The sequence below is a fragment of the Streptomyces sp. NPDC050263 genome, assembly GCF_040655955.1.
Taxonomy (GTDB): domain Bacteria; phylum Actinomycetota; class Actinomycetes; order Streptomycetales; family Streptomycetaceae; genus Streptomyces.
On record NZ_JBFAKW010000054.1, the window covers coordinates 48380 to 62212 of the forward strand.

At 70.9% G+C, this 13833-nt stretch carries 10 protein-coding genes and 2 pseudogenes; 6 read left to right on the plus strand and 6 right to left on the minus strand.

What is annotated here, in order from left to right; all coding sequences use genetic code 11:
• Positions 1-473: 473 nt before the first annotated feature.
• From AB0J04_RS23950 to AB0J04_RS23960, 3 genes are read right to left on the minus strand one after another with little or no spacing between them, the layout of a single operon-like run.
• The gene (locus tag AB0J04_RS23950; RefSeq protein ID WP_363170589.1) at positions 474-2246 is read right to left on the minus strand and encodes an FtsX-like permease family protein; all 1773 of its coding nucleotides are present in this window, start codon (positions 2244-2246) and stop codon (positions 474-476) included.
• A gap of 2 nt (positions 2247-2248) precedes the next feature.
• Complete coding sequence (locus AB0J04_RS23955) at positions 2249-3127, minus strand: ABC transporter ATP-binding protein (RefSeq protein ID WP_363170590.1); 879 nt, start codon at positions 3125-3127, stop codon at positions 2249-2251.
• Entirely contained in the window at positions 3124-3696 is a 573-nt protein-coding gene (locus AB0J04_RS23960) for a PadR family transcriptional regulator (RefSeq protein ID WP_363170591.1), read from the minus strand. The genes AB0J04_RS23955 and AB0J04_RS23960 overlap by 4 nt, the downstream gene beginning before the upstream one ends.
• 248 nt (positions 3697-3944) lie before the next feature.
• Here AB0J04_RS23960 and AB0J04_RS23965 point away from each other — a divergent pair, with 248 nt between their 5' ends.
• The 3 genes from AB0J04_RS23965 (at position 3945) to AB0J04_RS23975 (ending at position 9590) form a co-directional block, all read left to right on the plus strand.
• Positions 3945-5228: an Ig-like domain-containing protein gene (locus AB0J04_RS23965; RefSeq protein WP_363170592.1), complete on the plus strand. Its 1284-nt coding sequence runs from the start codon at positions 3945-3947 to the stop codon at positions 5226-5228.
• The gene (locus tag AB0J04_RS23970; protein WP_363170593.1) at positions 5225-6091 is read left to right on the plus strand and encodes a L,D-transpeptidase family protein; all 867 of its coding nucleotides are present in this window, start codon (positions 5225-5227) and stop codon (positions 6089-6091) included. Before AB0J04_RS23965 ends, AB0J04_RS23970 begins: the two co-directional genes overlap by 4 nt.
• A gap of 103 nt (positions 6092-6194) precedes the next feature.
• Positions 6195-9590: a S8 family serine peptidase gene (locus AB0J04_RS23975; protein ID WP_363170594.1), complete on the plus strand. Its 3396-nt coding sequence runs from the start codon at positions 6195-6197 to the stop codon at positions 9588-9590.
• Between the two features lie 180 nt (positions 9591-9770).
• Here the strand turns inward: AB0J04_RS23975 and AB0J04_RS23980 are convergent, their stop codons facing one another.
• Positions 9771-10700 carry a LysR family transcriptional regulator gene (locus tag AB0J04_RS23980; RefSeq protein WP_363170595.1) on the minus strand — a complete coding sequence of 310 codons (930 nt, stop codon included), beginning with the start codon at positions 10698-10700 and terminating at the stop codon, positions 9771-9773.
• Between the two features lie 105 nt (positions 10701-10805).
• Between AB0J04_RS23980 and AB0J04_RS23985 the strand changes: the two genes are divergently transcribed.
• Positions 10806-11249: a nuclear transport factor 2 family protein gene (locus AB0J04_RS23985; RefSeq protein ID WP_363170596.1), complete on the plus strand. Its 444-nt coding sequence runs from the start codon at positions 10806-10808 to the stop codon at positions 11247-11249.
• A gap of 14 nt (positions 11250-11263) precedes the next feature.
• A pseudogene (locus tag AB0J04_RS23990) lies at positions 11264-11845 on the plus strand (short chain dehydrogenase); the annotation flags it as partial.
• A gap of 188 nt (positions 11846-12033) precedes the next feature.
• Here AB0J04_RS23990 and infA read toward each other — a convergent pair.
• Positions 12034-12258, minus strand: a complete 225-nt coding sequence (gene infA, locus AB0J04_RS23995) for a translation initiation factor IF-1 (RefSeq protein ID WP_363170597.1) — start codon at positions 12256-12258, stop codon at positions 12034-12036.
• The gene (locus AB0J04_RS24000) at positions 12255-13046 is read right to left on the minus strand and encodes a GNAT family N-acetyltransferase (RefSeq protein WP_363170598.1); all 792 of its coding nucleotides are present in this window, start codon (positions 13044-13046) and stop codon (positions 12255-12257) included. Before AB0J04_RS24000 ends, infA begins: the two co-directional genes overlap by 4 nt.
• Positions 13047-13382: 336 nt before the next feature.
• Between AB0J04_RS24000 and AB0J04_RS24005 the strand changes: the two are divergent.
• Positions 13383-13742 (plus strand): annotated as a pseudogene (locus AB0J04_RS24005) (transposase); the annotation flags it as partial.
• Positions 13743-13833 lie beyond the last annotated feature (91 nt).

The following is a 13833-nucleotide window of genomic DNA, read 5'->3' on the forward strand; positions in this document are numbered from 1 at the left end:
GACGGTTTGATCCGTGACCCGTGGTCTCCGAGTGACGTACCGGGTCGTGAGGTACCAAGCATCGGGGCCCGCGGGCGTATCCGCAAGGACAACCCCGCCGATCGCGGACGGCACCCCGGAGGGGAGGGGAGGAGACGCTCGCCCTCGGCAACTCGACGGCCGGGCAGCCGGGCAGCCGACACGCGCCACCGTCGGCCACCGGTGCTGCTCGACCCACCTTGACGCGCGAGTGCCGGTAGAGCTCGGTGGTGAGGTCGGCCGGCTCCGACAGGGAGGCGTCCGCCAGTTCGGCGGGGCCATGGTGCCCGAGTATGTGCGCAGGCCCTTCCGGCACGTCATCACGGCGTCCTTGAAGCCGTTCAGGATCGGGATCCGACCCTGGAGGGCCTCTGAAGGTCAGATACCGGGAGTCTTCCGCGTCAGGGCAAGCTTGTACCCCCTGGTGTCGGCTTCCTCGGACCCCGCTGGGTCTGTCAGACGGGTTCGGCGTTGAGGGCGCGTCCGGCGGGGCGGCGGGTGTGAGCCCAGGCCGACAGGGCGGTCAGCGCTCCGACTGCCGTCAGGATGACGAGTGCGGCGGTCAGCAGCCACCACGCCGGCGGCGTGACCGCGGCGCCGAACAGCCAGTACAGGCCGAGCCCGGTCGGGATGCCCACCGCCAACCCCGGGACGGCGGACAGGAGTTGGGCGACGCAGAGTGCCGAGACGGCCTGGCCGGGGGTGGCGCCGAGGGCGCGCGCCACGGTCAGGGCGCGCCGGGCCTGTACGGCGGTGCTCCAGCCGAGCAGCAGGGCATTGAGCGTGGACAGTGCCACCAGCGCGAGCGTGACGCCGAGCAGCACCTGGCCGGTCTGTTCGGTCCGTACCTCGATGGGGCCGAACCGCAGGGCGTCGGGGGCCGCGTTCAGCGCGGCGTGCCAGGTGAGCATGGCGGTGACCATGACGGTGGTGGCGGCCGTACCGGTGGCGGTCAGTGCGGCGCGGCCGGGCCGCCGGGCGAGCAGTCGGACGCCGAGCAGCAGCGACGTGGGCAGGTAGGCCGTCGTCGCGTTCAGCCGCGGGTGGTGTGTGAGCGGGTGTGCCGGGGCGGCCAGGGTGCGGACGGTGCTGGTGCGGGCGGCGCGCAGGACGGGGCCGAGCGTGCCGGCGAGGGCGATCACGAGGGCGAGGAAGACCGTGCCGACGACGGTGTCGGCGCCCGGTGGGCTGACGGTGTTGAGCAACCCGGCACTGGGGTCGGTCAGTTCGGGTGCGGTCAGGGTCCCGGCGGCCAGTCCGAGTGCGGTGGCCAGGACGGTCAGCAGCAGGTGCTGCGTCAGCAGGACGGCGGTGACGGTGCCGGGGCCCGCGCCGACGGCCTTGAGCAGTCCGGTACGCCGATGGTCTCGGGCCGCGCGTACGGCGGTGAGCGCGGCGAGGGTGACGACAGCGGCGAGGGCGAGCAGCCAGCCGCCGATGACCAGAGTGGGCCGGGTGAACCGGACCATGGCCATGTCCATCTGGAGGACGTCCTGCCAGTAGTGGTAGTCGAGTCGGCCGTCGGCCCCGATGGCCTGGACGGCCGCGGACTTGTCGAAGGCGTCGGTCGCGGCCGGATCGGACAGCTTCAGGTGGATCAGGTGGATCACGGGCGCGTCGCCCACCGCCGCGTGGGCGTCGGCGGTGGTGAGCCAGACCAGGCCGCCGGCTTCGGGCGGCCCGACCTGCGCCGGGTCGCCCCACGGATACACCGCGGTGGCCGCGCTGATCGCGGTCCCGACGACCGGGTAGTCGCGCCCGCCGACGGTGATGCTGTCGCCGACGCGCACGCCGAGCGACTGCGCGAAGCCGCGCTCGATCACCGCGCCGCCGGCCCGCACCCAGCTGCCGGAGGTCACCAGCGGCCGGTCCACGGCGGACCGTGCGCCACCGCGCCCCTCGACCGCGGAGTGCGCGGAACGGCCGTGCGCCCGGATGGTGGTGTCGAACGCGAAGAACGGCCCGCCGAGCGCGGTCACGCCGGGTGCCTTCGCGAGGCGCGAGGCGATGCCGGAGGGATCCGGGGCCGTCGTCGAGGCCATCACGTCGGGGCCGGCGGTGGCCGCGCGGGTCTTCGCGTAGGCGGTGGCCACGGTGTTGTCGGCCGCCAGTCCGAGAGCCAGGGCGGCCGTGGCGGCGGTGACGGCGACCAGGAACATGACGGCCTCGCCCGGACGGCGGCGCAGGTCACGTGCGATCAGGCGCCATATCAGCAGCAGGCGTCCCACGGTCAGTCCCCCCAGTTCAGCAGTGCACCGAGCCGTGTCGTGCCGCCGTGGCCGCCGCTGCTGTCCAGGTGTGCGGTGTCGCTGTGACTGCCGCTGTCGTTCAGGCGGGTGTCGTCGGCCGGCGTCCCGTCGCGCAGGGACACGACGCGGTCCGCGGTGGCGGCGACGCGCTCGTCATGGGTGACCACGACCAGGGTCTGGCCGGCGGCGCGCAGTTCGCCGAAGAGGCGGAGGACGTCGTGGGTCGCGGCGCTGTCGAGGTTGCCGGTGGGTTCGTCCGCGAGGACCACCAGCGGCTCGTTGACCAGGGCACGGGCGATGGCGACCCGCTGCCGCTGCCCGCCGGACAGCTCCGAGGGCAGATGCCGGGCACGGTCGGCGAGCCCGACCCGGTCCAGGAGTCCGGCGGCACAGCGTCGGGCGGTGCGCGGTGAGGCGCCGGCGAGCAGCGCGGGCAACTCGACGTTCTCCGCCGCGGTCAGCTCGTCCATCAGGTGGAAGTCCTGGAAGACGAAGCCGACGGCGCGCCGCCGCAGTCGGGCCAGCGCCCGCTCGCCGAGACAGTCGATGCGCCGACCGCCGAGCCACACCTCGCCGTCGCTGGGCCGGTCGAGACCGCCGAGGAGCTGCAGTAACGTCGACTTGCCGCAGCCGCTGGGCCCGGTCACCGCGAGCGTCTGCCCGGCCGGCACGTCGAGGTCGACCCCGTCGACGGCCCACACCCGGTTCTCGTCCTCCCCGTACACCCGTGACAGGCCGACCGTCCGCAGCACCGGCCCGGGGGCGTCGCCGGGTCGGCGGCCGACCGGCCCCGCGCTCGGGCTGACGTCCGCATCGCTCCGCCGCGACCGGCCCCTGGCCCGCAGCACATTCCTCGTCATCCGGTCCTTCCGCCCTTCTTCCCGCGCGAGGTGCGGACGGACCAGGTCCGCTCGCACGCCTGCAGCCAGCGCACATCGGCCTGCAACCGGAGGGCGACGCCCTCCAGAAGCAACCCGGCCTCCGAATCCGTGTCGTGAGCGAGAGCGGCGTGCTGGACCTCGGCGAGACTGCGCATCAGCTCCCTCCGCCGTCTGTCCACGAGCGCGAGCGGATCGGCCAGCCCCGACTCGGCGGCGGCCACCAGCTTCAGGTGGAACTCCGCCACGTCCGCTCTGGGCCCGGCTTCCTCGGCCATCCACGCGGCCACCCGCTCCTGCCCGGCCGCGGTCAGCGCGTACACCTTGCGCCGCGGGCCGCGCACCGGCGCGTCCTCACGCTCCTGGACCACCAGGCCCGCCTTCTCCAGTCGGCTGAGCGTGACGTAGACCTGACCCGCGTTCAGCGTCTCGCCCAGCGGTCCGAGCGCCGCCGCCAACCGCCTGCGCAGGTCGTACCCGTGCGAAGGCTCCTTGACCAGCAGCGCCAGCACCCCGTCCTGCAACAGACCGCCCTCCTCCACGACGCTCATATAGATAGCGGTTAGCCAATCGGAACGTCAAACCGGTCCTGCACCCCGTCCGCGGTCCGGAGGACGCACCGCGTCCCCGCCGCAACATCGCCTCACACGGTGGCACTCGGCCCCGAGAAGAGACCGCGGCCCGTCCCGGCGCGGCATGCAGCGGACACGCTGAGGCGTCGTCAGCACGGTGAACAGCCCCATTGAGGTCCTTCCCACACCCTGACAACTTCCTGATATCCGCGCTCCACGCTGGCCCCATGCATCACGGAGAACCCACACATCACGGCGGCCCGTCCCCGGCAGCCGCCTCGGCGCCGGGCCCGGCCCGCCGCGTCCCGGCCCGGTCCGCCCTGGCGCTGCTGTCCGTCTCGGTATGCCTGCTGGCCGGCTGCGGCCCCGCGGCGTCGGACGCGAAGAACCCCGCCGGAGACCCGGCGAAGACACCCGCGCAGGCCGCCCAGGCGGCGACGGGGCCACGGCTGGACCTGCACGTCACCGACGGGCAGGAACATGTCCCGGTCACCGCCGGCGGCCGGGTCACGGTCGAAGGGGGCACGATCACCGAGGTGTCCCTGTCCACCGCGGACGGCCGGGCCGTGGCGGGCGAACGGTCCCCGGACAAGCGGAGCTGGGCTCCCTCGCGCGAACTCAAGCACGGAACGACCTACCGGTTGACCGTCGAGGCCACCGGCGCCGGCGGCCGCCGTACGACCAGGACCGTGTCCTTCGAGACCCTTGCCGAGGCCGACCGGTTCACCGGCGTCTACACCCCCGAGAACGGCTCCACGGTGGGAGTGGGCATGCCGGTCTCGTTCACCTTCGACAAACCGATCACCGAGAAGAAGGCCGTCGAGTCCGCCGTCGAGGTCAGTACGGACAGCGGACAGACCGTCGTGGGCCACTGGTTCGGCGGGCAGCGCCTCGACTTCCGTCCGAAGGAGTACTGGAAGCCCGGCTCCACGGTCACCGTCAGAATCCGCCTCGCCGGAGTGAAGGGGGCCGCCGGCGCGTACGGCGAACAGGACAAGACCGTCCGGTTCAAGGTCGGTCGCAGCCAGGTGTCCACCGTGGACGCCGCCGCGCACACCATGAAGGTCGTCCGGGACGGCGCCACCGTGCGGAACATACCGATCACCGCGGGCGCCGCCTCGTCGCCCACCTGGAACGGGCAGATGGTCATCTCCGAGAAGCTGATCTCGACACGGATGAACGGCGCCACGGTCGGATTCGCCGGCCAGTACGACATCCCCGACGTCCCGCACGCCATGCGGCTGTCCACCTCGGGCACCTTCGTCCACGGCAACTACTGGGGGGACGACTCCGTCTTCGGCAAGTCCAACATCAGCCACGGCTGTGTGGGGCTCAACGACGCCAAGGGCGGCGGCGACTCCGGCCAGGACGGCGCCTGGTTCTACGACAACTCCCTCATCGGCGACGTGGTCGTGGTGAAGAACTCCGACGACAAGGTGATCGCCCCCGACAACGGACTCAACGGCTGGAACATGCCGTGGGGCGAGTGGACGGCGGGGTCGGCGCGATGAGGTACCTCGTGAAGCACCCGGTAAGGCACCGCTTCTCCTCCTCCATGGGCTCCCGTGTGCCGGTTCCCGCGGCGGTCCTGGCCCTGGCTCTCGCCCTGACCGGGTGCGGCGGCCCCGACGTCGGGACGACGGGTGGCGGCGCCCCCTCGGCCCCCGCCGGCGCACAGGACGTCCGGGCCGTCGCGCCCACCACCGCCGACACCGGATCCGAGCCGAGCGCGGCCGGCGAAAGGGGCATGGACACCCCAGCCGCGGAGGCGAGCGCCTCCGCGCCGACCGTCCTGCCGGGCCTCGGCCCCAAGACGCTCGCCGAGATCCCCGCCAACGCCCGGCAGGTCCTCATCGTCACCGGGACGGACAAGAACTCCCCGCAGTCACAGGTGGTGCTCTACCAGCGCACCGACGCCAGCGGCTGGACCGCCGGGCAGACCTGGGCCGCCCACAACGCGCGCGAGGGCTGGACCGACGACCACTACGCGGGCGACCTGCACTCGCCCATCGGCGTGTTCACCCTCAGCGACGCGGGCGGACTGCTCGCCGACCCGGGCACGAAGCTGCCCTACGCCCAGTCCGGCAGCTTCACCATCGGCGGCACCGGATTCGAGGGCGAGCCGCTCGCCGGCTCCTTCGACTACGTGGTCGCGATCGACTACAACCGCAAGCCCGGCACCTCCCCGCTCGACTGGACCCGCCCGCTCGGCACGAACCGCGGCGGCGGCATCTGGCTGCACGTCGACCACGGGGGACCCACGCACGGCTGCGTGAGCCTGGCGAAGCAGCACATGAAGGAACTGCTGCTCGCGCTCGACCCGGCACTGCACCCGGTGGTCGTGATGGGGGACCGCACGTCCCTCGAACGGTGACGACCGATACCGCGAACGACCCATCACGCACGACCGATCACGAACAGGCAATCACGCACGAGCAATCAAGACCGTGCGATCACGAACCGAGAGGGAATCTCAGGTGGAGTTAGGCGCGAAACGAAAAGGCGCGATCGCCGCGGCGGCGGGGCTGGCCACCACCGCCCTGGTGCTGACCGTCCTCCCCGGCGAGGTCGCCCAAGGCGCCCCGACCGGTACATCGGCCACCGGGAGTGCCCAGCCCGGTCCGGTGAAGACGGTGACGCTGGTCACCGGTGACCAGGTCACGGTGGACGGTGGCGGAAAGGTCGCCAGGGTGGTGCGGGCGGAGGGCCGGGAGCGGGTGCCGTTCTCCGTCCGGGTGGTCTACGGACACACCCGGGTGGTGCCCGGTGACGCCGAACTGCTGCTGGCGCAGGGCAAGTTGGACGCCCGACTGTTCGACGTGACCCAGCTGGTCGCGGACGGCTACGACGACGCGGGCCGTACCGACGTACCGCTGATCGTCACGTTCAAGGGCAAGAAGGCGCCCTCGATGACCCCGTTCACCGGGGCCGGGGCGAAGATGGGCCGGGCGCTTCCGGTGGTCAACGGGAAGGCGATGCGGTCCGTCAAGAAGCGCGGCACCGACTTCTGGGACACCGTGACCGATACCGGCGCCGACGCGTTCACCGCATCGACCGCCGTCGAGAAGGTGTGGCTCGACGGGCGGCGCAAGGCCAGCCTGGACAAGAGCGTCCCGCAGATCGGCGCGCCGACGGCCTGGGCCGCCGGGTACGACGGCACCGGCACCAAGATCGCCGTACTGGACACCGGCGTCGACAAGGCCCACCCCGACCTCGCGAGCCAGGTCGTCGCCGAGCAGGACTTCACCGGTTCCGAGTCCGGCACCGCCGACAAGCTCGGCCACGGCACGCACGTGGCGTCCATCACGGCCGGGACGGGCGCCAAGGCCGGCGGCACGTACAAGGGCGTCGCCCCCGGCGCGAAGATCCTCAACGGCAAGGTCCTCAACGACGACGGCAGGGGCGCGGACTCCGGGATCATCGCGGGCATGGAGTGGGCGGTGGCGCAGGGGGCCGACGTCGTCAACCTCAGCCTCGGCGACACGGACATGCCCGGCATCGACCCGTTGGAGGAGACGGTCAACCGGCTCTCCGCCCAGTCCGACGCGCTCTTCGTCATCGCGGCCGGCAACGAGGGTCTTGAGGGCGAGTTCGGCGAGGGGACCGTCGGTTCGCCCGGCAGCGCCGAGGCCGCGCTCACCGTCGGCGCGGTCGACCAGTCCGACGCGCTCGGCGACTTCTCCAGCCGTGGCCCGCGCGTCGGTGACGGCGGGGTCAAGCCCGACCTGACCGCGCCCGGTGCCGCCATCACGGCCGCCGCGGCCGCCGGCAGCGAACTGGAAAGCTCGAAGCCGTCCCCGGCACCCGGTTACATCACCGTCGGCGGCACCTCCATGGCGACCCCGCATGTCGCGGGCGCCGCGGCGATCCTCGCCCAGCAGCACCCCGACTGGACCGGCGAGCGCATCAAGGCCGTCCTCACCGGCTCCGCCAAGCCGGGCACGTACAGCTCCTTCCAGCAGGGCACCGGCCGTACGGATCTGGTGCGGGCGCTGGAGCAGAGCGTGATCACCGAGCAGCAGCCGATCAACTTCGGCGCGCAGCAGTGGCCGCACAACGACGACGAACCGGTGACCAAGCAGCTCACCTACGAGAACCTCGGTACGGAACCGGTCACCCTGGACCTCTCCGTCGACGCCTTCTCGGTGGACGGCAAGCCCGCCGCCGAGGGCATGTTCGCCGTGTCCCCGCAGCGGCTCACCGTCCCGGCGGGCGGCAAGGCCAGTGCCGACGTGACCGCGGACACCCGTTCCGGCAGCGCCGACGGCACGTTCGGCGGCTCGGTGTCGGCAGTCTCGGCCGACGACAAGGTCGCGGTGCGCACCGCCGTCGGGGTGCAGCGCGAGGTCGAGTCGTTCGACCTGACGCTGAAGCACATCGACGAGAACGGCGAGCCGACCGGCGACGGGGTAACCAGCCTGGAGGGCCTCGACAGGGACTTCTACACCCAGTACGCCGACGGGCAGGACGGCGAGCTCACGGTACGGCTGCCCAAGGGCACCTACGGCCTCACCGGTGTGATCCACCCCGACTTCGCGTCCTCGACCCAGTCCGTACTGTTGCAGCCGAAGCTGACCCTGGACAAGGACACCACCGTCACCGTCGACGCCCGGCAGGCACAGCCGCTGGACATCACCGTGCCCGACGCGGCGGCCGAGAACACCGAGGCCACCCTCGCGTACCGCTACGAACGGGCCGCGGGGAGGCCCATGAACACGAACGGGTACTCGCTCCCGACCTTCCAGGGCATGCGGTTCGGGCAACTCGGCCCCGAGGCGTCCGCCGAGGCCGTGTTCGCCCAGTACTCCGGTGACTGGACATCCCAGGACGGCGACGGCAGGCCGGTCACCTACCACCTTGCCTGGGTCCGCCGCGGCGACCTGGGCGGCTTCGCCGCCGAGGTGGAGCAGGACCAGCTCGCCAAGGTCGACTTCCAGGCAGGCGCACCCTTGGCGGGCAAGGACGTCGACGTGTTCGTGAATCCCCATCTGCCCGATGGGGATCTCTTCGGCCGCTACGGCTGGCTGGCGGGGAGCCTGCCGCTGCGCACGACCGACTACATCCTCGGCAACGGCGTCAAGTGGTCCTTCCACGTGCAGCAGAACGGCGACGGGAGCCCGACCGAGTACTCGCTCCAGGGGCCGCCCAGGACCTGGCAGGCCGGCCAGAACTACACCGAGCGGTTCAACGTCGGCGTCTTCGGCCCTGCCCTGGGAAGCGCCTCGGGTTCCGTGGGCTCCGCGGCGACGGGGCAGCCCGGTATCGAGCGGTCCGGGAACGTCATCACGGCCTTTCTGCCGCTGTTCGGCGACGGCGCCGGGCACTACGACACCGGTGGCGGATCCGCCTCGGCCGAGAGCTCGCTCCAGGTCGACGGCGAGGAGATCCCCCTCAGCTCCTCCCCGGCCGACGGCACGACCGAATTCACGGTTCCCGAGCAGGCCGGCACGTACAGGCTGGCCCTGGACAACTCCCGTGATCCGGCACTCTCAGCGGTCAGCTCCCGTGTCAGGGCGGAGTGGACCTTCCGCTCCGCCAAGACCCCCGAGGACGAGCCGGCCGTACTGCCGGTGTCGGTGATCCGTTTCTCCCCCGAACTGACGCTGTCCAGCACGGCGAAGGCGGGCGAGCGGTTCGAGGTGCCCTTCACCATCGAGGGCGCGGCTGCCGGCCGGCAGCCCGCGAAGCTCGCCTTCGAGGTCTCCTACGACGAAGGCGCCACCTGGCAGCCCGCCAAGACCGTCGGCGGCACCCACCTCTCTCTGGACCACCCGACCAAGCCCGGCTCGGTCTCCCTACGAGCCAACCTGACCGACGACCAGGGCAACACCCTCGTCCAGACGATCGAACGCGCCTACCTCACCACCGGGTGACCTGACGCGAAACCTCTCAGCAACTGATCTCGCCCGGGGCGGTGTCCGACCACCGCCCCGGGCGAGATCGTCCCACCGGCCTCCTACGCCACACAGGCCACCGCCACCGCCTCCGCCACGGTCGCCGGTGCGTCGCAGCGGCCGAACGCGTCCCTCTGCTCGCCCGCGCACTGGTTGGGGTCAGCCGTCCATGGTCAGGCTGGTCTCTGCGAGGCGGCCGTTGCTGCATACAGCGCGACAGCTGAGGACGAAGGCGTCGACGGCGTCGTCAACCGGTTGGGGACGAGGCCAGGCCACAGCGATCCGGCTGGGACTGACGCCCGTCACGGGTCGGTAGACGACGTCCGGTCGCTGGTAGAAGCGGGCGGTCGCTTCGGGAGTGAGACTGATGCCTTGGCCGTGGGCGATGGCGTTGAGCCATTCATCGGGGTGGTGCGCGACCGCGCCGATGCGCACGGGGTGTCCCTCGCGCTCATCGGTCGCGAGCCAGTAGTCGCGCCATGTCCCCGAGCTGGCGGGAGTCGCCACGAACGGTTCGTCGTACAGATCCTGGAACCGGATGTGCTTCTGCGCCGCGAGGTGATGCCCCGCAGGCAGGGCGATCCAGCGCGGCTCGGTGAGCAGTACCTCGACGTTGAAGTCGCTCTGCGCGGGCACGGGCAGGCGTAGCAGCGCCACGTCGGCCTCGCCGGTGGCCAGCCCGGCGGTGGGGTCGGTCCATTCGGCCTGCCGCATCTGGACCCGCCGGCCGGGCCGGCGCCGTGCGAAGTCAGCGATGATCGGTTGGGTGTGCTCATTGGCGGCGCTGGCGACGAAGCCGACCCGTAGCGTGTGTGCGGCCCGGGTCGTGGCGGCTCGCGTGACGCGCAGAGCACCTTCCCAAGCGGTCAGCACGGCGCCGGCGTGTGCGGCCAGAGCCTCCCCGGCCTCGGTGGGGGTCATCCCGGCGCGGGAACGGACGAACAGGACCACTCCCAGCTGGGCTTCCAACTGCCGGATCTGCTTCGTCAGCGCGGGCTGTGAGATGTAGAGCCGTTCAGCGGCCCGTGTGAGGTTGCCTTCCTCGACCACTGCGGCGAAGTAACGCAGCAGACGGGTGTCGATATCCATGCTGCCAGGTTATGGAAGCAGGTATTGGACGACTACGGCGGACTGGCGGAATCGTTGATCACGCAACCGGGCAGCCCGGTACCGAACTCATCGGGGAGCGTCCCAGTGACGACGAATGAAGCCGTATCCGACCCCAAGGTCGAGGCCGTCAACCACTTCTTCTCCGCTCATGCCGCTCATGACGTCAAAGGGATGAGCACGATCCTGGCTCCGGGCATCGAGTGGAACATCCCGGGCCGCCACCCGCTGTCGGGCACCAAGCGCGGACTGGACGAGGTGGTCAGCTTCTTCGATCAGCTCGGAAAGGCGGGCTTCCGGGCCGAACCCGTGTTTCTGGGCAGCAACGGCGAGTACGTCGTCGACATCCACCGAGGCTGGACGACGCAAGGCGTGGGCCAGGTCGACACGATGTGGGCATTGGTGTGGCACTTCGACGCCGACGGCCGGGTCGATCACGTGGCCAACCTCAGCGGTGACCAGCACCAGATGGACACCTACGTCTGGGCCAACTTCCCACTGGCGCCCCTTCCCGCCCGCCTCGCCCGATGACGGGCGGAACCAACATGAAGATCATGGTGATCGGGGCGACCGGCACCATTGGCCGCGCGGTCGCCGACGCCCTGGAGACCGAGCATGCGGTGATACGAGCTTCCCGCAACGGCAGCACACGGGTCGACCTGGAAACACCGGGTTCCATCGACGCCCTCTTCGACACTGTCGGCAAGGTCGATGCGGTCATCTGCTGCGCCGCCGGCGGTCGGCTGACGCCGCTCACATCCCCTTCCGACGACGAGTTCACCATCGGACTGCGAGGAAAGCTGCTGGGTCAGGTGATGCTGCTGCGCCACGCCTTGAACCACGTGCGGGACGGCGGCTCCATCACACTCACCAGCGGCATCTTCGAGGAGCCCACGCCAGGCGGCTCGTTCGGTGCCCTTGTCAATGCCGGCCTGGAGGCTTTCGTCCAAGCTGCGGCCATCGAGATGCCCCGCGGGCTCAGAGCGAACGTCGTCAGCCCGGGCTGGGTGAAGGAGACACTCGAAAAGCTCGGCATGGACAGCGAGGGCGGCACGCCGTTGAGCAACGTCGTCCACGCCTACTTCCAGGCAGTCACAGGATCGATGCAGGGGCAGACCCTGACCCCGTCGCCCAGCCCAGGCGACGGCGAGTTCGGGATGGGTAAGGCGCAGGCGGAAGAGTTGGTCGCGGCCGGGGATCCTGCCCAGGACAGCCAGCCGCGCCGCAGGAGCGACCGGATGCCCGTGACCGGGTCACCCCGGGCCCCGGTCACGGAAACGCCGTGACCGGGGCCCCTGGGTCAGTTGCCGCGGCACTAGTTCCGGTACCGGAACACGATCCGGCCGCGCGTCAGGTCGTAGGGCGGGAGTTCCACCAGCACCCGGTCTTCCAGCATGATCTTGATGTAGTTCTTGCGGATCTTCCCGCTGATGTGCGCGAGCACGTGGTGGCCGTTCGCGAGTTCCACGGTGAACATGGCGCTGCGCAGGCACTCGACGACCTTGCCCTCGACTTCGACGACGTTCTTGTTCTTCGTCATCGCACCAGCTCCAGGTTGCTGCTCATCGGCCGGGCGCCGACGCCCTCGAACAGGGCCGAGGCTGCTCGGCTGGACTCGTGGACTTCGGCCCAGGCTTCGGCGAACCCGGAGCGGTGGAGCGTCCCCAGTGCGTGGGCCAGCAGCGCCCGCGCGATGCCGCGGCGCTGCTCGTCGGCCCGGACCGCGACCAGCCCGATGCGTGGCCGGTTCGCCGTCACCACCCGGATCAGTCCCAGGTAGCGGTCCGGCGCCGCGGCCACCGTGTACTTCGACGGGTCGACGATGGTGTCGCCTTCGGGTCGGGGAATCACCTCCGCGGGCATCGACTGCCACCCGACGGTCGCCTCGACTTCGTCACGGATCGCGCGGTCCACCGCTCGCAGCAGACTCTCGTCCGCCTGACCGGCGGGCACGATCGTCACTCCCGAAGGCGGCAGGACTGCTGCGAGCCCCGTGACCCGCGGGTCGGTCGGCACGACGTACTCCCACTCGCGGCGCCGGACCGTGAACCCGGCCCGCCGCCAGCCGGCCGTCAGCTCGACGTCGGCTTCGTCGACCACCGTGTACAGCGGCGCCGGCAGTTCCGCCAGCATCGCCCCGGCGAGCCGGTCGAAGGCGGCGTCGTGCCAGGCGTCGATGCTGACGAACAGCCGTCCGTCGGGCCGGTGCTCCGCATGCCCGCGGCCGACCACCAGGTCGTCATCCAGTGCATGCCATTGCCGGTCCGCGACGCGCGTGATCATCACCGCGTTCTCGCTCAGGCCGGATGTAAAAGGCTTCGTGTTCATCGGAGTCCCCTTCCAGGAGTGCCTCGATCTCAGGCGCTCCTGGCGACGCCGAACGTCAGCCGCCGGACCGTGACGGGTTGAGGGAGCACCCACGGGTAACTGTGTTCACGGGGCTCACCTCCAAACGACGAATTCACGGTCCTCGGTGAAAGTAGCAGCGGGGCGCCGCCTGGCTCAAACCATTTCCCATGAGCTTGTGACGCGATCAGGATCCGGTCTTCCCGAGGCGTCTGCAGCGACTGAGGCTGCAAGCCGACGAGAGGACGGGGCCGTGGAGTTCGACGCCTCGTTCCCCGCGCACCGCGAGGCGTTCGAACTCGTGGAGCAGGGCGAAGATCTGCCAAGGCGTACCCGTCCCGGGCGATCCGCCGCCGCCTTCGGCGGCGCGGGATCCGAGCGGTGATCCCACAGCCTGCGGACCAGGCTGCCAACCGCAGGCGGCGCGGCCGGCTTGGCGGCCGCCCGCCGGTCTTCGACCGCGAGGCATACAAGCAGCGGAACACCGTTGAGCGGTGCATCCATGAGCTCAAGCAGTGGCGCGGCCCGGCCACCCGGTATGACAAGGCCGCCGCCATCTACCTCACCGGACTCCACCACGCCGCCCACACCCGTCTCCGGAGCCGGCGTCCGAGGCGCTGTGTCCTGCATCAGCGGGCGAAGGCCGGTGCCGCGAGCCGCTTCGCCGACTCCCGCTAGTAGACTGTCGCAGCTAATTTTTGGGATAGAGGTGGCGCAGTTTGATGCGTGCGTCGTGGGTGGTGAACTGCCAGCTCACCTGACGTTGGTC

Excerpts from the sequence above, each read along its gene's own strand:
- AB0J04_RS23970 (WP_363170593.1), top strand. The coding sequence starts at position 5,225 with ATGAGGTACCTCGTGAAGCACCCGGTAAGGCACCGCTTCTCCTCCTCC.
- AB0J04_RS24000 (WP_363170598.1), bottom strand. The coding sequence starts at position 13,046 with ATGAACACGAAGCCTTTTACATCCGGCCTGAGCGAGAACGCGGTGATG.
- AB0J04_RS23960 (WP_363170591.1), bottom strand. The coding sequence starts at position 3,696 with ATGAGCGTCGTGGAGGAGGGCGGTCTGTTGCAGGACGGGGTGCTGGCG.
- AB0J04_RS23955 (WP_363170590.1), bottom strand. The coding sequence starts at position 3,127 with ATGACGAGGAATGTGCTGCGGGCCAGGGGCCGGTCGCGGCGGAGCGAT.
- AB0J04_RS23965 (WP_363170592.1), top strand. The coding sequence starts at position 3,945 with ATGCATCACGGAGAACCCACACATCACGGCGGCCCGTCCCCGGCAGCC.
- infA (WP_363170597.1), bottom strand. The coding sequence starts at position 12,258 with ATGACGAAGAACAAGAACGTCGTCGAAGTCGAGGGCAAGGTCGTCGAG.
- AB0J04_RS23980 (WP_363170595.1), bottom strand. The coding sequence starts at position 10,700 with ATGGATATCGACACCCGTCTGCTGCGTTACTTCGCCGCAGTGGTCGAG.